The sequence below is a fragment of the Pseudomonas fluorescens genome (genome assembly GCF_001708445.1).
Classification (GTDB): Bacteria; Pseudomonadota; Gammaproteobacteria; order Pseudomonadales; family Pseudomonadaceae; genus Aquipseudomonas; species Aquipseudomonas gorinensis.
In genome coordinates, this window is record NZ_CP015637.1 from 2,019,501 (window position 1) to 2,038,819 (window position 19,319).

Here is a 19,319-nt window from a genome sequence, read left to right on the forward strand (position 1 = left end):
TAAGCGGGATATGAAAGAAAATGTTTCAGGTTCACATTCAGGGCGCTTTATCGCCTCCATCGAACACGAAACATGTTCCAAGCCATCACCCAGGCGCCCTTGCTGCTGGGCCTGGATGCAGTTGGCAGCACCTTGCAGTGCAGCGAAGCGATCAAGGCATTCGAACGCGGCCACCTGCAAGCCAACCCGTGGCTTAACTGACCCACGGCCAAACAAATGTGGGAGGTCCCGCTCAATATCCGACTTAGCGCTGTCGCGCAGCAAACTGGAACCCCTGTGGCGAGCGGGCTTGTTGTGGCAAGCCCTAATGCCGTTCAGTTAAGGCTTTTTTGTAGGAGCGAGCTTGCTCGCGAAGAACTTACAGGCGCCGCGTGTCGAATCTTGCGTAACTCTTTGTTTACCAAGGAGTTTTCCGTTTCGACTGCGCCGGAAGTGGGGCGAATTATAGACTTCCAGAATCTGCCGTCAACTCTTTATTTGGAATTTCTATCAAACCACCGAAAACACCTGACATTCCTTCTATATAGGACGTGTGGCAGCGATAGTTGGGCAATATATTGCTCATTACTCAACAGTTCAGCATCATAGCGACCTCTGCTTCTCTACTATGACCTTGGACGACACACCTCAATGACCACCCCACCCCGCAGCCTGGCCTCGGCATTGTTTCCAGTAGGCCTGCTGTTAATCGCCATGGCCTCCATACAGTCCGGCGCTTCGCTGGCCAAGAGCATGTTCCCTATCATCGGCGCACAAGGCACCACGACCCTGCGCCTGATTTTCGCCAGCGTGATCATGCTGCTTCTATTGCGCCCCTGGCGCGCAAAGCTGACGGCCAAGTCCCTGCGCACCGTAATCGTCTACGGAATGGCGCTGGGCGGCATGAACTTCCTCTTCTATATGTCCTTGCGCACCGTCCCCCTGGGCATTGCAGTAGCACTCGAATTTACGGGCCCCCTCGCCGTGGCTATCTATGCATCACGGCGAGCGATGGACTTCCTGTGGATTGCCCTCGCGATCATTGGCCTGCTCCTGCTGATCCCGATGGGGGAAGCCAGCAGTGGCATTGACTTGATCGGCGCGGGCTACGCATTGGGTGCGGGCGTCTGCTGGGCGCTGTATATCCTGTTTGGCCAAAAAGCCGGCAACGACAACGGCGTACAAACCGCCGCGCTGGGCGTCATGATTGCCGCCCTCTTCGTCGCACCGATTGGTATCGTCCATGCCGGTACTGCATTGCTGACACCCGCCCTGATCCCTATCGCCATTGGCGTCGCCATTCTGTCCACCGCCTTGCCCTATACCCTTGAAATGGTCGCACTGACCCGACTACCCGCCCGCACCTTCGGTACGTTGATGAGCATCGAGCCCGCGTTCGGCGCGCTTTCCGGCCTGTTTTTCCTGCATGAGCACTTATCCCTCGCCCAATGGCTGGCCATCACCTGCATCATCCTGGCCTCCGTAGGCGCCACATTGACCATGCGCAATGAATCCAAACCACTGGTGCCCGCCGACTAATCATCTTTCGAGGTAGCTCTGGTATTTGCCGCTCATTTAGGCCATGTTTAGTCGGTAAACCAATGTCATTCATGGAGAATTTCGACAAGGACAGCCCGAACGCTACAATCGAGAGCGAGTAAGGCCAGCTCCAGGCTTTTTTGCGGAGCGGCTATTAAGGATAGGAATGAAGCGAATTTTGATACTGTTCATGGTCGTGGCCATTGCTGGCTGTGCCGCGACCACCAAGACAGAAGTGAAGCGGGGCAAAAAAGGGCTGCATATCAACTGTTCGGGCCTGTCGTCCTCCTGGGACCAGTGCTACACCAGTGCCACCAATTCTTGCGGAGCCAAGGGCTACCGGGTTATCGCCAAATCCGGTGACAATTCCGAGGAGCCTGGGGACTACCCCTTCGGCCTCAACCCTGCTGGCTACACCAGCCGCAGCATGATCGTCATCTGTAAGTAGTCACCCGAGCAGTCCCCGACTGCTCCGATCAAATTCCTGACACAAACCTGCCCTTTGCGATGCTGTGGCTACACTCCTGCTTGATCACCGAGCCAAAGGAGTTCCCATGACGCACAACAAGAAAATCGTTTTGGTAGTGGGTGCGGGCGATGCAACCGGCAGCGCCATTGCCAAACGCTTTGCCCGCGAGGGGTATGTGGCCTGCGTCACCCGTCGCAGCGCCGACAAACTGCAGCCGCTGGTGGACAGCATCCAGCTGGCGGGCGGCCAAGCCCATGGTTTTGCTTGCGATGCGCGCAAAGAAGAAGGCGTTATCGCACTGATCGAACAGATCGAAAGCGAACTGGGCCCTATCGAAGTCCTCGTCTTCAATATCGGCGCCAACGTCCCCTGCAGCATCCTGGAAGAAACGGCGCGCAAATACTTCAAGATCTGGGAGATGGCGTGTTTCTCCGGTTTCCTGAATGCCCGCGAAGTCGCCAAACGCATGGTTACGCGCAACCGCGGCACCATCCTGTTCACCGGCGCCACGGCAGGTCTGCGTGGAGCTGCAGGGTTTGCCGCGTTCGCCGGCGCCAAGCACGGAATTCGCGCCCTCGCCCAAAGTATGGCGAGGGAATTAGGCCCCCGAGGTATCCACGTCGCCCACGTGGTGGTGGACGGCGCTATCGATACCGCGTTCATTCGCGACAATTTTCCGCAGAAATATGCCCTCAAGGATCAGGACGGCATTCTCAACCCCGACCATATCGCCGATAACTATTGGTTCCTACATAGCCAGCCACGGGACGCCTGGACTTTCGAACTGGACCTGCGCCCCTGGAACGAGCCCTGGTAGTCACGCCTCCCATAACAATAAGCAGCGAGCAGCAACCATGAATAAGCCCCTGGAGTTCTTCTTCGACCTCGGCAGTCCCGCCACTTACCTGGCGTATACCCAACTCCCTGCCCTGTGCGCCGAAACCGGCGCACTGCTGGTGTATCGGCCAATACTATTAGGGGGCGTATTCAAGGCGACCGGCAACGCTTCCCCGATCACCGTCCCCGCCAAAGGTCGCTACCTGTTGGATGACCTGGCGCGATATGCCCGACGCTACAAGGTTGTGCTCAAGTTCAGCCCGCACTTCCCTATCAATACGCTGGTATTGATGAGGGCAGTTACCGGCATGCAAATGCACCAACCTGAACGCTTCCAGGCCTTCATCGACTGCCTGTTCCACGCCCTCTGGGTAGAAGGCCGTCATTTGGGAGACCCCGCCGTCGTGGCCACAGTCCTCACTGAGCAGGGTTTCGATCCGGAACAAATATTGGCCCTGTCCAACGATGAAGTCGTAAAAGCCGCCCTCAAGGACAACACCGAACGAGCCGTTCAACGCGGGGTGTTTGGTGCGCCCAGCCTGTTTGTAGGAGATCAGTTGTTTTTCGGCCAAGACCGTCTGGAGTTTGTACGGGAAGCCCTTGGCAACATTTCGATCGTCGACCGCCCTTGAACGTCCCCTTGCGAACCCGTCTTAGGCGGCAACGATTGAATGGGGGCTCGGCATTGCGCTGTCGCCCCCCTGAACCGCAACCGATCAAATAGCGGCAGTGCGGACCTGCAACCACTCCAGCGCGGCACCGCTTAGCAATGGGCTCAAACGCTCCCGCACCTCGGCGTGGTAGGCGTTGAACCACTGGCGCTCATCAGCCGTCAACAACGATGGCTCCAGGCAACGTGTATCGATGGGGCACAAGGTCAGGGTTTCGAACGAGAGGAACTCACCAAACTCGGTCTTGCCCGCTTCACGGTTCAATACCAGGTTCTCGATGCGCACGCCCCAACGGCCTGGGCGATATGTACCGGGCTCAATCGAGGTGATCATGCCAGGCTGCATCGCGGTTTGCGGTGCGGTCGCGGCCTGATAGGCGATCACCTGTGGGCCCTCATGCACATTGAGGAAATAGCCTACGCCGTGACCGGTACCGTGGCCGTAGTCCACGCCCTCAGCCCAGATCGGCGCCCGCGCGATCGAATCCAACAGCGGCGAGAGGATACCCTTGGGGAAATGCGCACGGGACAGGGCGATCACACCTTTGAGTACCCGGGTACAGTCGCGCTTCTGCTCCTCGCTCGGCGTACCGATGGGCACCATCCGCGTGATATCCGTCGTGCCGCCCAGGTACTGGCCGCCCGAGTCGATCAACAGCAGGCCATCACCTTCGATCAGCGCGTGCTCTTCTTCAGTGGCATGGTAATGCGGCATGGCGCCATTGGCGTTGAAGGCCGCAATAGTGTTGAAACTCAGTGAAACATAACCCGGGCGACGGGCGCGTGCAGCCGTTAAATGTTCGTCGATGGTCAGCTCGGTAATGCGTTCACGCCCCAGGGCGCTGTCGAGCCAGGCGAAGAATTCGCACAACGCCGCGCCATCCTGTTCCATGGCCTGGCGGATATGTTCAGCATCGGCCAAGCTCTTGCGAGACTTGGCCAGCGTGGTCGGGTTCAATCCTTCGACCAACTTGACCCCCGCATCGAGATGCTCAAGCAAACCGGCAGTCACACGTGCTGGATCAACCTGCAAACTGGCGCCCGGCGGCACAGCACGCAATGCATCAGCCACTTCGCTGTAATCGCGTAGCGTCACCCCATCCCGCGCCAACGTGGCACGCAACTCGGCATCGACCTTGCCCAGTGCCACGAACAAGGTGGCCTGCTGCTGATTGACCAGGGCAAAGGACACAAACACCGGGTTGAACGACACATCGCCGCCGCGCAGATTGAACAGCCACGCAATGTCGTCCAGCGTCGCAATGAAGTGCCAGTCGGCGCCCCGCTCTTTCAAGCTGCTGCGCAGTGCGGCAAGTTTCTCGCCACGGCTAACGGTGGCCTGGGGCGGCAGATGCGGGTAGATCGGTTGATTCGGCAACGGCGGCCGGTCTTGCCAGACCTCATTCAACAGGTCGATATCGGTACGCAAGCGCGCGCCACGCTCCGCCAGCTTGCTGCCCAGGGTTCGCGCCGAGGCCACGGCCATGACCGCACCGTCGACCGCCACCACACCGCCTTCCGGGGTTTGTTCGGCCAGCCATTCCAACGGACCGGGTTGGCCGGGTTGCAGTTTTACCAACTCGATACCGCTGCCCTTGAGCTCCTTGCTCGCCTGTTCCCAGTAACGGCTGTCAGCCCAGACACCGGCGAAGTCCGCGGTGACAATCAGTGTCCCGACCGAACCATGAAACCCCGACAACCACTGGCGACCCTGCCAGTAGCCGGGCAGGTATTCGGACAAGTGTGGGTCGGCCGACGGCACCAGCAGGGCGTGAATGCCCTCGCGGCTCATCAGTTCACGGGTATGCGCAAGGCGCTGGGGCACCGTTCCATGGGTCAAAGGCTGCGTACTCATTGTGTCTCCTGCTAACCACGAATAATTGTTATGTGCTGCAAATGGATAATCAGACCGCCCAGAACGCCGGTGCACTGGCAAGGGCGGCCTTGATCAATTGCACAGCCTGGTCGATATCCTGTTCGGTGGTAAACCGGCCCAGGCTCAGGCGAATGGTTCGAGCGGCGGAGCGTGCATCATGGCCCAGGGCCAGAAGGACGTGGGACGGTGCATTGCTGGCCGAGTTGCAGGCCGACGTCGCCGAAAAGGCGATACCGGCACTCAGGGCGGCAGAATTGAATTCGCCTTCGCCGAACGTCAGGCTGAGGGTGTGCGGAATACGCTGCGCCGGGCTGCCATTGAGGCGTACGCCTGCCACCGGTGCCAACTGATCCAGCAGGCGCTGGCGCAAAGCCACGATCCGGGCCTTCTCCTCCGCAAAAGACTCCGCCGCCAAGGCAAACGCCGCCCCCATGCCCGCGATTTGATGCGTCGCCAGGGTGCCGGAACGCAAACCGCCCTCATGGCCACCGCCATGAATCTGCGCAGATACCTTCTGCTGGGCCCGAGGCCCGACATACAACGCGCCGATGCCCTTGGGACCGTACAGCTTGTGGGCGGAAAATGACATCAGGTCCACCGGCCATTGCGTCAGGTCGATAGCCACCTTGCCCGCCCCTTGCGCCGCGTCCACATGCAGCAACGCACCCTGCGCCCGCACTCGCGCGCCAATCGCCGGAATGTCATTGAGGGTACCCAGTTCGTTGTTCACCAGCATCAGCGACACCAGGAAGGTGTCCTCACGCAAGGCTTCGCTGACCGCCTCGACACTGATCAAGCCATCGGCATCCGGCACCAGGTAGGTCACGGCCACCCCGGCGTCCTGCAACTGCCGCGCGGTATCCAGGGTTGCCTTGTGCTCGATCTGGCTGGTGATGATATGCCCGCCCGCCACGCCACGCGCCTGGGCCACGCCCTTGATCGCAAGGTTGTTGGATTCAGTGGCTCCGGAGGTCCAGACGATCTGTCCTGGCTCGGCGCCCACCAGCTCGGCCACCTGGCGACGTGCCTGTTCAACCGTTTGCCGGGCCGCTTGGCCGAACGCATGGGAACTGGACGCAGGGTTGCCAAAGTTGGCATTGAAGCCCAGGCACTCGACCATCACCTGGATGACCCGCTCATCCACCGGCGTGGTGGCGGCGTAGTCGAAATACAGCGGACGTTTATTCATGACGTTAAAGACTCGCAGAGCAGGTTCCCGAGAGCAGCGTCTCAGGGGCATCGACCGGAACAGAGGTGGTCAGGTTTACCTGGTCAAATGCCATTAGAAAAGGATGACTTTATGTAAATGTGCGTAGGAACGCTCCTGAAATTCAGCTTAACAGGCTGAAGTCGCTCCATGGCAAACAAAAAACCCGAGATTCCTTAAGGGAAACCTCGGGTTCTTCAGCACGGCGCAGCCACTCAACTGGGGCGCCCATGCAAGGTCACGCTGCGCTCGGCATTCATTTCACCCTGGCGATCAAAACCGAAGGGCTTCTGTGGCTGGCCGGTCAGTGCGGCGCGCTGCTGTTGGTATTCATCAAACGACAAGCCGCGACGGCTCAGCGCTTCCAGAGCCAATTGCTTGGTTTCTTCAGCGGTGTAAGGACGTGATTCCGGTGAGGGATGTGTCGCACAGCCGGTGAGGAAGGAAGCGACAAGTAATACGCAAACAGCGAGTGACTGGTTCATGGCGAAGGCTCTGCGAAGGAGGTGTAAGTCAATGAACACAGGCTACTCCCGCCCCCGCACAGTGAAAAATCATCGTCCGTGATAGTCGCTATCACCCGCCGCGACACCCTCGATAACCAGGCCAACATATTCTTTTACGATCTATTAATATGGAAATACGTTCATTTACGGAATAAAAACAACCCACTATAACTAGCTGCACGCCGGGCCCCAGTGTTCGCCAGGCAACTGTTGCGCAGGCAACAGTCATTCAACAATTCACCAGGCAGACAACAGCAACACTTTTCAGCAGTGAGCCTGTAACCCGCAGCCGGCAAGGCCTGCGCCCATTGGTACAGCTCTTGCTCAGCCCACGTACTTCACTCGCAATGAACCACTGTTGAAAAGGAACTGTTCATGACCCGTCCCCTGAATGTCGTTGCCCTCTCCGGCGGAACCTGGCGCCCGTCCCGTACCCTGGTGCTGACCCAAGCGGTACTCGCCGAACTGGCCAGCCTGCTGCCGATCCAGACCACCCTGATCGAACTGGGCGACATTGCCCGGCCACTGGGCGGCGCGCTGTCGCGCGATGAGCTGCCAGCAGAGATCGAAGCGCAACTGGTGACCATCGAGCAAGCCGACCTGCTGATCGTCGCCGCACCGGTCTATCGCGGCTCTTATCCCGGCCTGCTCAAGCACCTGTTCGACCTGGTCGGCCTCAACTCGCTGATCAACACGCCGGTATTGCTCGCAGCCACCGGCGGCAGCGATCGCCATGCACTGGTCCTCGATCACCAACTGCGGCCGTTATTCAGCTTCTTCCAGGCCTTGACCTTGCCGATTGGCGTGTATGCCACCGAAGCCGACTTCACCGACTACCAAATAACCAGCGAGCCCTTGAAGGGCCGTATTCGTCTTGCTGCAGAACGCGCGGCGCCCTTGTTTGCCGCGCACTCCACTTCTCTGCTGAAAATCGCTTAAGGATCTGTCATGGATGTTTTCTGGTTCCTGCCAACACATGGCGACGGTCATTACCTGGGCACAACCCAAGGTGCGCGGCCAGTCACCCTCAACTATCTGAAACAGGTCGCCCAAGCGGCTGACAGCCTTGGCTACTACGGCGTACTGATTCCAACCGGCCGCTCGTGCGAAGACTCCTGGGTCATCGCCTCGGCGTTGGCCCCCCTGACAGAACGCCTGCGCTACCTGGTGGCGATTCGTCCGGGCATCATCTCGCCCACGGTGTCGGCGCGCATGGCGGCGACCCTCGATCGCCTGTCCAATGGCCGCTTGCTGATCAACGTGGTGACTGGCGGTGACCCTGACGAAAACCGTGGCGACGGCAGCTTCCTCGATCACAGCGAGCGCTATGAAGTCAGCGACGAATTCCTCAAGATCTGGCGCCGTGTGTTGCAGGGCGAATCGGTGGACTTTGAGGGTAAGCACCTGCGCGTGCAGAATGCCAAGGCGCTTTACCCGCCCGTGCAGAAGCCGTACCCACCGCTGTATTTCGGCGGTTCTTCGGACGCCGCCCATGACCTCGCCGCCGAACAGGTGGACGTGTACCTGACCTGGGGTGAACCCCCGGCCGCCGTCGCGGAAAAACTCGCGGATGTGCGTGAACGGGCCGCGCGTCATGGCCGCACCGTGAAGTTCGGCATCCGCCTGCATGTGATCGTGCGCGAGACCGAAGAAGACGCCTGGAAAGCCGCCGACAAACTGATCGAGCACATCAGCGACGACACCATCGCCGCGGCACAAAAATCGTTTTCGCGCTTTGACTCCGAAGGTCAGCGCCGCATGGCCGCCCTGCACGACGGGCGCCGCGACAACCTGGAAATCGCCCCCAACCTGTGGGCCGGTGTCGGCCTGGTACGCGGTGGTGCCGGCACCGCGCTGGTGGGCAACCCGCAGCAAGTGGCCGAGCGCATCAAGGAATACGCAGACCTGGGCATCGAGAGCTTTATCTTCTCCGGCTACCCGCACCTGGAAGAGGCGTATCGCTTTGCCGAGTTGGTGTTCCCGTTATTGCCGGAACCTTATGCCAGCCTGGCCGGGCACGGCATCACCAACCTGACGGGGCCGTTCGGCGAAATGATCGCCAACGATGTACTGCCCGCCAAGCCCTGAGATCAATGAAGCCTGCCTTAGGTGGGAGGCGGCTTGCCCCCGATTGCGGCGGGTCAGCCCCGTAACTGGCAACTGACACACCGCTATCGGGGCAAGCCCGCTCCCACCTTTGGCCTTCATTGCCAAATAGACATTGAGGAACACCGCGTGACAGCCAAACCCCACAGCGTCCTGCCCTCCCCTTTGCAGACCGCCAAGTTGCTGGCCGCCGATTTCGCCCTCACCGCCGTCGAACGCGACGAACGCGGTGGCACGCCGAAAACCGAACGGGATGCCCTGCGCCAAAGCGGCCTGCTGGCCCTGAGTATTCCCACCCAATACGGTGGCCTCGGCGCACGTTGGAGTGACACCCTGGGCATCGTGCGCGAGTTCGCCAAGGTCGACAGCTCAATCGCCCATGTCTTCGGCTTCCACCACCTGATGCTCGCCACCGTGCGCCTGTTTTCGCGCCAGGACCAATGGCAACCCTGGTTCGAACAGACCGCGCGCCAGAACTGGTTCTGGGGCAACGCCCTCAACCCGCTGGACACACGCACGGTAGTCAAGGATTTCGGCGGCTGGCGCGAATTTTCCGGCAAGAAGAGCTTCTGCTCCGGCGCCAGCGATTCAGAAATGCTCATCGCCTCGGCCGTGGATGAAAGCGCTGGCGGCAAGTTGCTGATCGCCGCCATCCCCAGCGGGCGCAGCGGCATCACCCTGCACAACGACTGGAACAATATCGGCCAGCGCCAGACCGACAGCGGCAGCGCCAGCTTCGAACGGGTACGCGTGGAGGAATCGGAACTGCTGCTCGACCCCGGCCCGCTGAGCACACCCTTCGCCTGTCTGCGCCCACTGATCGCCCAGCTGACCTTTACCCATATGTTCCTCGGGATTGCCGAAGGGGCCTTCGAAGAAGCACGCCATTACACCCTGACCGAAACCCGTTCGTGGCACAAATCCAGCGCCGAGGACGTGCGCCAGGACCCTTACGTGCTGCACCACTACGGTGAGTTCTGGGTGGCCCTGGAAGGTGTGCGCCTGCTGGTGGAACGCGCCGCCGAATTGCTCGACCGCGCCTGGGCCAAAGGCCCCGGCCTCAGCGAAAACGAACGCGGCCAACTGGCCATCGCGATCGCCACCGCCAAGGTTGCCGCCAGCCGCCAAGGCCTGGAGCTGTGCAGCCGCCTGTTTGAAGTCACCGGCGCGCGGTCCACCCATGCTTCGCTGCGCCTGGACCGCCACTGGCGCAACCTGCGCACGCAAACCCTGCACGACCCCGTGGACTACAAACTCCACGAACTCGGGGACTGGGCATTGAACCAATCCCTGCCGACTCCCACGTTCTATTCCTAAGAGAGGTGCCCATGCAGCTTTTAACCCTACCGCCCTCGCCCGCCCTCGCGACCTCGATCCGCGCCACAGCCCAGGTCTTCGAAGACCCGAAATCCCAGGCGCTGCTCGACCATATCCAGCAAGTGGCGCCCAGCGAAGCCAGCGTGCTGATCATCGGCGAGACCGGCACCGGTAAAGAGCTGGTGGCGCGCCATATTCATAACCTCAGCGCACGACGCAACCGGCCGTTCGTGGCGGTGAACTGCGGGGCTTTCTCTGAATCCCTGGTGGAGGCCGAATTGTTCGGCCATGAAAAAGGCGCCTTTACCGGTGCCCTCAGCGCCAAGGCCGGCTGGTTCGAAGAGGCTGACGGCGGCACCTTGTTCCTCGATGAAATCGGCGATTTGCCGATGGCGATCCAGGTCAAATTGTTGCGGGTATTGCAGGAACGGGAAGTGGTGCGCCTCGGTTCGCGCAAAAGCATTCCCATTGATGTGCGTGTGCTCGCCGCGACCAACGTGCAACTGGAAAAAGCCATCAATGCCGGGCATTTCCGCGAAGACCTCTACTACCGGCTCGATGTGGTCAGCCTGGAACTCAGCCCGCTGCGCGAGCGGCCCGGCGATATCCTGCCGCTGACCCGTCATTTTATCGAAGCCTATAGCCAGCGCCTGGGCTATGGCCCGATCACCATCAGCCGCGAAGCCGAGCACAAACTCAAAAGCTACAGCTGGCCGGGCAACATCCGCGAACTGGAAAACGTGATCCACCACACTCTGCTGATCTGCCGCAATGGCGTGATCGAACGCGACGACCTGCGCCTGTCGAACATGCGTATCGAGCGTCAGGACGACAGCCAGCACAACACCGACAACAGTGCCGAAGCCTTGCTCGAACGGGCCTTTCAAAAACTGTTCGAAGAACAGGCCGGCGCCCTGCATGAAAAGGTCGAAGACGCGTTACTACGCGCCGCCTACCGGTTCAGCCATTACAACCAGGTCCATACCGCCAACCTGCTGGGTCTGAGCCGCAACGTCACACGCACGCGCCTGATCAAGATCGGCGAGTTGGCGGTAAACAAGCGCCGCCCCGGCGAAAACGTGCAAGGCGAGCGCATGCTGCACCTATCCATTTAGGCGACAGTGCAACGCGTTGTCATGGCTGCGCTCGAAACTGCGCAGCACCTGGAACGAACCGAAGGTCACGGCCGTGGCCTGGTGGGCGCGAATCAATGTCCAGAAATCTTCCTCTCCATGCTCGAAACACTTGAAGGCCGCCTCGCCGTCTTCACGCGAGCGCCATTGCAGGTAATTGAGCACCCGTCGTCCGTCATCGCTGACTTGCACACTCGCATTGATAAAGCCGCCATGGCCCTGGGCCAGACGTTCGCTCTGAATAGTCAGGGCTGCCACCAGGGCAGATTGTTGCCGGGGTTCGATCTGAAACTCGATCAATTGAGTGAAGCTGCGATTTTTCTCTGATACCTGCATGAACACTCCCCTTTCTCTGTAGGCAGAATCTTGCGATTCGATGCCACGCAGGGTAAAACCTCTAGTTAAGTCAAGGTCAAGCGCTTCTCTGGAGTTTTTCATGCTCAACAAGGAACTCACCGTCGGCCAATTGGCCGCGCGCAGTGGCGTTGCGGTCACGGCGCTGCACTTCTATGAATCCAAAGGGTTGATCAAGAGCAACCGTAACGCTGGCAACCAGCGCCGTTACCCACGGGATGTATTGCGGCGCGTGGTGGTGATCAAGATCGCCCAGCGCTTGGGCATTCCCCTGGCGACGATTGGCCAGGCATTACAGACGCTGCCGGATGGTCGTACGCCGACCACTGAGGATTGGGAGCGTTTGTCGGCGCTGTGGCGAGAGGATCTGGATGAGCGCATCAACAAGTTGATACTGCTGCGCGACAAGCTCAGTGGTTGTATTGGCTGCGGGTGTTTGTCGCTGCAAGCGTGCCCGCTGCGTAATCAGGCTGACCAGCTCGGTGAACATGGGCCTGGGGCCCAGCTGTTGGAACCCACGCCGCAATCCTGAGTTGGGAATGCGCCCCCCCTTTGATCGCCATGGGTTTTAGAAACCCGGTGCGATATCACTTTCGTCACGCGTCAGGATGAACTGGCGCAGTTCACCGCGATTGAACGCCTTGCCGCCACGGCATGCACAGGTCGCCGATGCTGTCCGGCCGACACCTCGTCGGCTGCCTGCAAGCCACGATCGGCGTGGCCTATAGTGAAAAGGCCGTCCCTCCACAACCACAATCAAGGAGAACGATATGAGCGTTAAGCCTATTCCCGAGGGCTACCACAGCGTCACGCCTTATATGGGCATCGACAAAGCGAGTGATGCCATCGATTTCTACAAAAAAGCCTTTGGCGCCACACAGGTCATGCGCCTGGATATGCCCGATGGCAAAGTCGGCCATGCCGAGCTGCGCATTGGCGACTCGGCGATCATGCTGGGCTCACCCTGCGAGGAAATGGCCCTGCGTAATCCGGGCGAGCACACCAGTGTCGGTTTGCACCTGTATGTGAACGATGTGGACGCGCAATTCAAGCAAGCCGTGGCGGCAGGCGCCACCGTAGTGTCCGAACCGAAGGACCAGTTTTATGGCGACCGGTCGGCGAGCGTGAAGGATCCGTTCGGTCACCTGTGGTTCCTGGCCACGCGCAAGGAGGATTTGACCGAAGCACAGATCCGCGAACGTGCCATGGACATGTTCAAGCAAGGCTGAAGTCTATGAGGCGATACAACTTGCTCCTGATAACGGTGGATCAGTTGACATTTAATTGACTGATGTACGGCCATCGGGAGCAAACCTCCTCTTATAAAACAAAATAACTTATTGATTATTAAGAATTAAAATCCTCCCTTAAACGACCGAATTTTTGTGGCAAGCGGGCTTGCCCTAATGCCATTCAGTTAAGCGTACATCGCCTTCTGTAGGAGCGAGCTTGCTCGCGAAAAACGTCAACGGTAGTGAAACGATGCATCGCCGATGGTAGTGTGGGGTTTCCCCATGTGAGAGTAGGTCATCGTCAAGATTAAATTCCGAAACCCCATTTGCGAAAGCAGATGGGGTTTTGTTTTGGGCGGTCGAAAAGCGCAGGCGCAAGCGTGCTCACGCAGGACGACAACGCTGACGCGCACCCTCGGGTTGGCATCCCACCATCCTGATGGCATGTTGGCCCGAGTGACGCCTGGCTGTTGGAGCATAGATACCCATCTGAATTTTGACTCAACTACACAAAACAACTCTTCCAGAGTGCCGTTGGGGAAATCGATGCAAAGTGTTTCTTCATTTTTGGTATGGTGCAGCACATTTTCACAAGGATTGATTTTTCATCCGCAGGACGCGGCGTCGACCTTCTTCAACGAGATGCTGTAGAAATGCCTGAACCCATACCGATTAAAGATCACGAAAAAGAAAACCGTTTGGTCAACAAACGTCTGCTCGCCTGCGCGCTGTTGGTGATTGGCATCACCTGTGCCTTGGTGGGCCGCATGTATTTCCTGCAGGTAGTGCAGTTCGACTATCACTCGACGATTTCTGAAAACAACCGGGTCCATGTCCTGCCCATTACGCCCACCCGCGGCCTTATTTATGACCGCAACGGGGTTGTGCTGGCTGACAACCGTCCCAGCTACAACCTGACCATTACCCGCGAGCGCACCACGGATCTCAAAGGTGAACTCGACGCCATCGTCAACCTGCTGCACCTGCCCGCCGAAGACCGTGCCGTGTTCGATAAGGCACTCAAGCAAGCACGCCACCCCTTCGTCCCTGTCACACTGTTTTACGAGTTGACGGAAGAGCAGATAGCCGTATTGGCGGTGAATGAATTCCGGCTTCCCGGGGTCGATGTGGAGCCACAGTTCGTTCGCCACTACCCGCTGGGTGCGCACTTCGCTCACTCCATCGGCTATGTCGGCCGTATCAACGAAAAAGAATCCAAGGCCCTGGATTCGGTGGAGTACCGCGGTACGCAATCCATTGGTAAAACCGGCATCGAGCGCTTCTACGAGTCTGAACTGCATGGTCATGTCGGCTATGAAGAAGTCGAGACCAATGCTCAGGGCCGGGTATTGCGCGTGCTGAAGCATACGGACCCGATCCCCGGCAAAAACATCGTCCTGAGCCTGGACGTCAAACTCCAGGAAGCGGCTGAAGAAGCCCTGGGCGATCGTCGTGGTTCGGTGGTCGCCCTTGACCCGCAAACCGGCGAAGTACTGGCCATGGTCAGCAAACCGAGCTTCGACCCGAATCTGTTCGTTACCGGTATCAGCTTCAAGGAATACGCCGCGCTGCACGACTCGATCGACCGGCCACTGTTCAACCGCGTATTGCGCGGGCTCTATGCCCCAGGCTCAACCATCAAGCCGGAAGTGGCGATTGCCGGTCTCGACAGTGGCGTCGTCACAGCCCAAACCCGCGTCTTCGACCCCGGTTACTACCAACTGCCGGACTTTGACCATAAATACCGCAACTGGAACCACAGTGGCGACGGCTGGGTGGACATGGACGCGGCCATCATGCGTTCCAACGATACCTACTTCTACGACCTTGCCCACAAGCTGGGGATCGACCGCTTGCACGACTATCTGGCCGAATTCGGCCTTGGCCAGAAGGTCTCACTGGACATGTTCGAAGAGTCCGCTGGCTTGATGCCATCCCAGGCCTGGAAGCGTGCAACAAGGCGCCAACCCTGGTTCCCGGGTGAAACCGTGATCCTCGGAATCGGCCAGGGCTATATGCAGGTCACGCCGCTGCAACTGGCTCAAGCCACCGCGTTGATCGCCAACAAAGGTGTGTGGAACCGACCGCACTTGGCCAAGACCATCAATGGCGTGCCGCCGGTGGATGAGAACCCCATGCCCAACGTGGTCCTCAAGGATCCGCGCGATTGGGAGCAGGTCAACCACGGTATGCAATTGGTAATGCACGACCCGCGCGGTATCGCCCGGGCTGCTGCGCTTGGCGCCCAATATCGTATTGCTGGTAAGAGCGGTACCGCGCAGGTAGTGGCAATCAAGCAGGGGGAGCGCTACAACCGCAACAAGACCCTGGAGCGCCATCGCGACAACGCCTTGTTCGTCGGCTTCGCACCAGCGGAACACCCGAAAATCGTGATCTCGGTGATGATCGAAAACGGCGAGGCGGGCGGACGTGTGGCAGGCCCTGTAGTGCGCCAGATCATGGACGCCTGGCTACTCGACCAGGAAGGCCACTTGAAGCCGCAATATGCGACCCCGAGCAAGGCACCGGGCGACCCGCACGTCTGACGAATCAGGTCTTCCACTCATCCCACTGTTCCACGCCCTCATAAGTCAGCCACGGCACATCATGGGCCGTCCAGATGTGCGAGGTGGGCCTGACGCCCGGATCATCATCCAGCGTCGCCACCCGCACAATCACATGCGGCTGAAACTCACGTTCAGCGATCAGATGTGAGCCGCAGCGCGAGCAGAAATGCCGGTGCTTGCCCGGCGAAGACTCAAACGACGACAGCAGGTCCTCACCTTGCGTCCAGCGAAAATGCTTGCGCATCACGCCGGCTGTGGCCACGAACGCAGCCGCGTGCACTTTGCGGCAGCTGTCGCAGTGGCAGTGGCTGATGGGCATGTCCAGGCTGTCCACTTGATAGCGCACGCCTTTACAGAAGCAACTTCCATTCAACGGGTCAGTCATAACCTATGGCCGGGTCAAGGATGGGGTCATCATCATCGCGCACAACCGAAGTTTGCGCATTGGTCGATGTCGCCTACTGTCAATGGAGGAGGTGACTTATGCATGTATTAGATCGCATAGAACGAAAAGTCCTGCTGAACGCTTCACGTAAACAAGTGTGGGCGGCACTGACCGATGCCGAACAATTCGGTCGCTGGTTTGGCATTGCCCTCAAGGGCAAGACCTTTGTTGCCGGGGAGACCATCGAAGCACCGATTACCTATCCTGGTTACGAACATGTGGTGTGGAAAGCCAAGATCGAGCGCATCCTGCCGCAAACGTTGTTCTCTTTCTGGTGGCATCCGTTCGCGGTCGATAAGACTGTCGACTACGACCAGGAGACACCCACCCTGGTGGAGTTCACGATTGAAGACCGCGCGCCTGGCATTCTGCTGCGGGTCGTTGAGTCGGGCTTCGACGCCATTCCCGAGGCTCGCCGTCAGAAAGCCTTCAAGATGAACTCCCGTGGATGGGATGAGCAGATGGGTAATATCGAAAACTATCTCAGCCAAGCCCGGCAGGCTTGACCCAAACGGGCATCATGGGCGATGCCCGTTTCCAGCTTCTTGTAGACGTCGATGGCTGCCGACACCGTGGCCACCCTCTGATCACCGGTTGTTCGCCGCAAACGTTCGGCGTTTAGACGTATGACAGGTAGAATCACGCCCTGAAAGCGATTCCTGAGGTGCGGTACGGTGGATTTACAGCAGGGTTTTGTCCTGACCCGGCATTGGCGCGACACCCCTGGGGGCACGGAGGTCAGCTTCTGGCTGGCCACGGACCTTGGGCCACGGTTTATCCGCCTCCCCGTGCAAACCTCGGTGATGTTCATTCCCGAGGCCCACCGCAAGCCGCTGGATTGGTTGCTCAAGGATGAGCGCGATATCGAGTTGCGGCCGTTGCAACTGTGCGACTTCCATCACCGCCCGGTCCTGGGCCTGTACACCCGTCAGCATCGTCAGGCGATGGATCTGGAAAAACGCTTGCGCACCGCCGGGGTGGATGTCTACGAAGGCGATGTACGGCCCCCCGAGCGCTACATGATGGAACGCTTCATCACCGCCCCGGTGTGGTTCGGCGGCACGCCGGATGCCAGCGGCACGCTGCTCGACGCGCAGATGAAACCCGCGCCGGACTACCGCCCCTCGCTCAAGCTGGTATCCCTCGACATCGAGACCACGGCCCAGGGCGATCTCTACTCCATCGCCCTCGAAGGTTGCGGCGAACGCCAGGTGTACATGCTCGGTCCACCGAACAACACCGACGCAGTCGACTTCAAGCTCGACTACTGCGAGACCCGCGCCCAATTGCTCGAACGCCTCAATCAATGGCTCGCCACCCATGATCCCGATGCCATCATCGGCTGGAACCTGGTGCAGTTCGACCTGCGCGTGCTCCACGAACATGCCAAGCGCCTCAATGTGCCGCTGCTGCTTGGCCGTGGCGCCGAGCCCATGGCCTGGCGCGAACATGGCAGCCGCAATCACTATTTCGCCGCGGCGGCGGGGCGCTTGATCATCGATGGTATCGAAGCCCTGCGCTCCGCTACCTGGAGCTTTGAATCCTTCAGCCTGGAAAACGTCGCGCAAACCCTGCTTGGCGAGGGCAAGGACATCTCCACGCCGTACCAGCGCATGGACGAAATCAACCGCATGTTCGCCGAAGACAAGCCCGCCCTGGCGCGCTACAACCTCAAGGACTGCGAGCTGGTCACGCGGATTTTCGAGAAGACCGAGCTGCTCAAGTTCCTGCTCGAACGCGCCAGCGTCACCGGGTTGCCGGCCGATCGCAACGGTGGCTCGGTGGCCGCCTTCACGCACTTGTACCTGCCGCTGATGCACCGCCAGGGTTTCGTCGCGCCGAACCTGGGCGACAAGCCGCCCCAGGCCAGCCCCGGCGGTTTTGTCATGGACTCGCGCCCCGGCCTCTACGAATCGGTACTGGTGCTCGATTACAAAAGCCTCTATCCGTCGATTATCCGCAGCTTCCTGATCGATCCGGTGGGCCTGATCGAGGGCCTCAAGCACCCGGACGACAGCGAGTCCGTGGAAGGCTTTCGCGGTGCGCGCTTTTCCCGCACCCGGCATTGCCTGCCGTCCATCGTTGCTCGTGTTTCCGAAGGTCGCGAAGAGGCCAAGCGTGAACACAATGCGCCGCTGTCCCAGGCGCTGAAAATCATTATGAACGCCTTCTATGGCGTACTCGGCTCCAGCGGTTGTCGCTTTTTCGATACACGGCTGGCCTCGTCGATCACGATGCGCGGCCACCAGATCATGCGCCAAACCCGCGCGCTGGTCGAAGCCCAGGGCTATGAAGTGATCTACGGCGACACCGACTCCACCTTTGTCTGGCTCGGCAGCGCTCATTCCCAGGCCGATGCCAGCCGCATCGGCCGGGCACTGGTGCAGCACGTCAACGCATGGTGGCGCACGCATTTGCACGATGCGTTCGGCCTGCAAAGCGCCCTGGAACTGCAGTACGAAACCCACTTCACCCGCTTCCTGATGCCCACCATCCGTGGCGCGGAGGAGGGCAGCAAGAAGCGCTACGCCGGCTTGGTGGTGCGCGCCGATGGTAGCGAGGAGATGGTCTACAAGGGCCTCGAAACCGTGCGCAGCGACTGGTCGCCCCTGGCCCGGCAATTCCAGCAGGAACTCTACCAGCGCATCTTCCATCGCCAGCCCCACCAGGACTATGTGCGCGACTACGTGCGGCGCACATTGAACGGCGAGCTCGACGAATTGCTCATCTACCGCAAGCGCCTGCGCCGCCAGCTTGATGACTACGAACGCAACGTTCCGCCTCACGTGCGTGCTGCGCGCCTGGCCGACGACTACAACGACCGCCTGAACCGCCCACGCCAATACCAGCGCGGCGGCTGGATCAGCTACGTGATCAGCGTCAATGGCCCCGAACCACTGGAAGTGCGCCAGGCGCCGATCGACTACGACCACTACGTTACCCGCCAGTTACAGCCGGTGGCCGATGCTATTTTGCCGTTCGTGAATGATGATTTCAGCACCCTGGTCGGTGGGCAAATGGGCCTGTTCTAAAACACTTGCCTCGTCCGGGTGAGAGCCTGCACTCTTGTTCTCTGACGACC

The 19,319-nt window shown here is 59.7% G+C and carries 18 protein-coding genes and 1 pseudogene; 14 read left to right on the forward strand and 5 right to left on the reverse strand.

The features are described from left to right. Positions 1-96: 96 nt before the first annotated feature. The 5 genes and pseudogenes from A7317_RS29875 to A7317_RS09235 form a co-directional block, all read left to right on the forward strand. Positions 97-201, forward strand: a pseudogene (locus tag A7317_RS29875) (3-isopropylmalate dehydratase small subunit); the annotation flags it as partial. 429 nt (positions 202-630) lie between these two features. Next, positions 631-1,518 (forward strand): threonine/homoserine exporter RhtA, encoded by an 888-nt coding sequence (gene rhtA, locus A7317_RS09220; RefSeq protein ID WP_024074414.1) that lies wholly within the window; start codon positions 631-633, stop codon positions 1,516-1,518. A gap of 166 nt (positions 1,519-1,684) precedes the next feature. After that, a complete protein-coding gene (locus A7317_RS09225; protein ID WP_024074413.1) occupies positions 1,685-1,966 on the forward strand; it encodes a hypothetical protein in 282 nt (93 codons plus the stop codon). Between the two features lie 106 nt (positions 1,967-2,072). Continuing rightward, positions 2,073-2,804, forward strand: a complete 732-nt coding sequence (locus tag A7317_RS09230; RefSeq protein ID WP_024074412.1) for an SDR family oxidoreductase — start codon at positions 2,073-2,075, stop codon at positions 2,802-2,804. 37 nt (positions 2,805-2,841) lie between these two features. Beyond that, on the forward strand, positions 2,842-3,456 hold the full coding sequence (locus tag A7317_RS09235; RefSeq protein ID WP_024074411.1) for a 2-hydroxychromene-2-carboxylate isomerase: 615 nt from the start codon (positions 2,842-2,844) through the stop codon (positions 3,454-3,456). Between the two features lie 84 nt (positions 3,457-3,540). Here the strand turns inward: A7317_RS09235 and A7317_RS09240 are convergent, their stop codons facing one another. The 3 genes from A7317_RS09240 to A7317_RS09250 form a co-directional block, all read right to left on the reverse strand. Next, positions 3,541-5,349 carry an aminopeptidase P family protein gene (locus tag A7317_RS09240; protein ID WP_024074410.1) on the reverse strand — a complete coding sequence of 603 codons (1,809 nt, stop codon included), beginning with the start codon at positions 5,347-5,349 and terminating at the stop codon, positions 3,541-3,543. Positions 5,350-5,398: 49 nt separating this feature from the next. Further along, positions 5,399-6,559, reverse strand: a complete 1,161-nt coding sequence (locus A7317_RS09245) for a cysteine desulfurase family protein (protein ID WP_024074409.1) — start codon at positions 6,557-6,559, stop codon at positions 5,399-5,401. Between the two features lie 233 nt (positions 6,560-6,792). Next, positions 6,793-7,062 (reverse strand): hypothetical protein, encoded by a 270-nt coding sequence (locus A7317_RS09250; protein WP_024074408.1) that lies wholly within the window; start codon positions 7,060-7,062, stop codon positions 6,793-6,795. Between the two features lie 396 nt (positions 7,063-7,458). Here A7317_RS09250 and msuE point away from each other — a divergent pair, with 396 nt between their 5' ends. From msuE to A7317_RS09270, 4 genes are all read left to right on the forward strand, one after another. After that, on the forward strand, positions 7,459-8,022 hold the full coding sequence (gene msuE, locus A7317_RS09255; RefSeq protein ID WP_024074407.1) for an FMN reductase: 564 nt from the start codon (positions 7,459-7,461) through the stop codon (positions 8,020-8,022). Positions 8,023-8,031: 9 nt separating this feature from the next. After that, the gene (gene ssuD / locus A7317_RS09260; protein ID WP_069075618.1) at positions 8,032-9,171 is read left to right on the forward strand and encodes an FMNH2-dependent alkanesulfonate monooxygenase; all 1,140 of its coding nucleotides are present in this window, start codon (positions 8,032-8,034) and stop codon (positions 9,169-9,171) included. A gap of 147 nt (positions 9,172-9,318) precedes the next feature. Next, a complete protein-coding gene (locus A7317_RS09265) occupies positions 9,319-10,506 on the forward strand; it encodes an acyl-CoA dehydrogenase family protein (protein ID WP_024074405.1) in 1,188 nt (395 codons plus the stop codon). Between the two features lie 11 nt (positions 10,507-10,517). Further along, positions 10,518-11,621, forward strand: coding sequence for a sigma-54 interaction domain-containing protein (locus A7317_RS09270; protein WP_024074404.1), 1,104 nt, complete (start codon positions 10,518-10,520; stop codon positions 11,619-11,621). On the opposite strand, the gene A7317_RS09275 is transcribed toward A7317_RS09270, so the two are convergent. Continuing rightward, positions 11,610-11,975, reverse strand: a complete 366-nt coding sequence (locus A7317_RS09275) for an antibiotic biosynthesis monooxygenase (RefSeq protein WP_041160883.1) — start codon at positions 11,973-11,975, stop codon at positions 11,610-11,612. The two genes, A7317_RS09270 and A7317_RS09275, sit on opposite strands and share 12 nt — an antisense overlap. A gap of 100 nt (positions 11,976-12,075) precedes the next feature. Here A7317_RS09275 and soxR point away from each other — a divergent pair, with 100 nt between their 5' ends. The 3 genes from soxR (at position 12,076) to mrdA (ending at position 15,771) form a co-directional block, all read left to right on the forward strand. Continuing rightward, on the forward strand, positions 12,076-12,525 hold the full coding sequence (gene soxR, locus A7317_RS09280) for a redox-sensitive transcriptional activator SoxR (RefSeq protein WP_024074402.1): 450 nt from the start codon (positions 12,076-12,078) through the stop codon (positions 12,523-12,525). Between the two features lie 238 nt (positions 12,526-12,763). Continuing rightward, a complete protein-coding gene (locus tag A7317_RS09285) occupies positions 12,764-13,222 on the forward strand; it encodes a VOC family protein (protein ID WP_024074401.1) in 459 nt (152 codons plus the stop codon). A gap of 656 nt (positions 13,223-13,878) precedes the next feature. Continuing rightward, positions 13,879-15,771, forward strand: coding sequence for a penicillin-binding protein 2 (gene mrdA / locus A7317_RS09290; protein WP_024074415.1), 1,893 nt, complete (start codon positions 13,879-13,881; stop codon positions 15,769-15,771). A 4-nt stretch (positions 15,772-15,775) separates the two neighbouring features. On the opposite strand, the gene A7317_RS09295 is transcribed toward mrdA, so the two are convergent. Beyond that, the gene (locus tag A7317_RS09295; RefSeq protein WP_024074416.1) at positions 15,776-16,177 is read right to left on the reverse strand and encodes a GFA family protein; all 402 of its coding nucleotides are present in this window, start codon (positions 16,175-16,177) and stop codon (positions 15,776-15,778) included. Positions 16,178-16,275: 98 nt separating this feature from the next. Here A7317_RS09295 and A7317_RS09300 point away from each other — a divergent pair, with 98 nt between their 5' ends. Further along, complete coding sequence (locus tag A7317_RS09300; protein WP_024074417.1) at positions 16,276-16,743, forward strand: SRPBCC family protein; 468 nt, start codon at positions 16,276-16,278, stop codon at positions 16,741-16,743. A gap of 168 nt (positions 16,744-16,911) precedes the next feature. After that, a complete protein-coding gene (locus tag A7317_RS09305) occupies positions 16,912-19,269 on the forward strand; it encodes a DNA polymerase II (RefSeq protein ID WP_069075619.1) in 2,358 nt (785 codons plus the stop codon). The last annotated feature ends 50 nt before the right edge of the window (positions 19,270-19,319 follow it).

Excerpts from the sequence above, each read along its gene's own strand:
- rhtA (WP_024074414.1), top strand. The coding sequence starts at position 631 with ATGACCACCCCACCCCGCAGCCTGGCCTCGGCATTGTTTCCAGTAGGC.
- A7317_RS09225 (WP_024074413.1), top strand. The coding sequence starts at position 1,685 with ATGAAGCGAATTTTGATACTGTTCATGGTCGTGGCCATTGCTGGCTGT.
- A7317_RS09230 (WP_024074412.1), top strand. The coding sequence starts at position 2,073 with ATGACGCACAACAAGAAAATCGTTTTGGTAGTGGGTGCGGGCGATGCA.
- A7317_RS09235 (WP_024074411.1), top strand. The coding sequence starts at position 2,842 with ATGAATAAGCCCCTGGAGTTCTTCTTCGACCTCGGCAGTCCCGCCACT.
- A7317_RS09240 (WP_024074410.1), bottom strand. The coding sequence starts at position 5,349 with ATGAGTACGCAGCCTTTGACCCATGGAACGGTGCCCCAGCGCCTTGCG.
- A7317_RS09245 (WP_024074409.1), bottom strand. The coding sequence starts at position 6,559 with ATGAATAAACGTCCGCTGTATTTCGACTACGCCGCCACCACGCCGGTG.
- A7317_RS09250 (WP_024074408.1), bottom strand. The coding sequence starts at position 7,062 with ATGAACCAGTCACTCGCTGTTTGCGTATTACTTGTCGCTTCCTTCCTC.
- msuE (WP_024074407.1), top strand. The coding sequence starts at position 7,459 with ATGACCCGTCCCCTGAATGTCGTTGCCCTCTCCGGCGGAACCTGGCGC.
- ssuD (WP_069075618.1), top strand. The coding sequence starts at position 8,032 with ATGGATGTTTTCTGGTTCCTGCCAACACATGGCGACGGTCATTACCTG.
- A7317_RS09270 (WP_024074404.1), top strand. The coding sequence starts at position 10,518 with ATGCAGCTTTTAACCCTACCGCCCTCGCCCGCCCTCGCGACCTCGATC.
- A7317_RS09275 (WP_041160883.1), bottom strand. The coding sequence starts at position 11,975 with ATGCAGGTATCAGAGAAAAATCGCAGCTTCACTCAATTGATCGAGTTT.
- soxR (WP_024074402.1), top strand. The coding sequence starts at position 12,076 with ATGCTCAACAAGGAACTCACCGTCGGCCAATTGGCCGCGCGCAGTGGC.
- A7317_RS09285 (WP_024074401.1), top strand. The coding sequence starts at position 12,764 with ATGAGCGTTAAGCCTATTCCCGAGGGCTACCACAGCGTCACGCCTTAT.
- mrdA (WP_024074415.1), top strand. The coding sequence starts at position 13,879 with ATGCCTGAACCCATACCGATTAAAGATCACGAAAAAGAAAACCGTTTG.
- A7317_RS09295 (WP_024074416.1), bottom strand. The coding sequence starts at position 16,177 with ATGACTGACCCGTTGAATGGAAGTTGCTTCTGTAAAGGCGTGCGCTAT.
- A7317_RS09300 (WP_024074417.1), top strand. The coding sequence starts at position 16,276 with ATGCATGTATTAGATCGCATAGAACGAAAAGTCCTGCTGAACGCTTCA.